Annotated in this window: 1 protein-coding gene; it reads right to left on the bottom strand. The window is 49.2% G+C overall.

Annotated elements, in window-relative coordinates; translation table 11 throughout:
- A partial coding sequence (gene rplN / locus ACI2KB_RS29005) for a 50S ribosomal protein L14 (protein ID WP_404640509.1) occupies positions 1-299 on the bottom strand: 299 nt, incomplete at its 3' end.
- Positions 300-417: the final 118 nt, after the last annotated feature.

Below are 417 nucleotides of genomic sequence, written 5' to 3'. Positions count from 1 at the left end.
GGGGCGAGCGAGACGATCTTCATGAACTTCTCAGAGCGAAGTTCACGGGTCACTGGCCCAAAGATACGGGTGCCGATCGGCTCTTGCTTGTTGTTCAACAGAACAGCAGCGTTGCCGTCAAAGCGGATGATGGAACCGTCTGCACGACGGACACCGTGGCGAGTGCGGACTACAACAGCAGTCATCACTTGGCCTTTTTTCACCTTACCGCGCGGAATCGCTTCCTTGACGGTCACTTTGATGATGTCACCGATACCAGCGTAACGACGATGAGAGCCACCAAGCACCTTGATGCACATATCGCGGCGAGCGCCGCTGTTATCGGCCTTTTCTATAATTGATTGAGTGTGATTGTTATATTTTCTTGTAGGGATAGAGTTTATAGTTACTTTTAGATTTCGTTTTTATCATTATGAT

Origin of the sequence: Pseudomonas sp. NPDC088444 (assembly GCF_044900175.1) — a bacterium.
Taxonomy (GTDB): Bacteria; Pseudomonadota; Gammaproteobacteria; order Pseudomonadales; family Pseudomonadaceae; genus Aquipseudomonas.
Note: the sequence above shows the minus strand (reverse complement) of the source record. Positions and strands in the feature narration are given on the sequence as shown.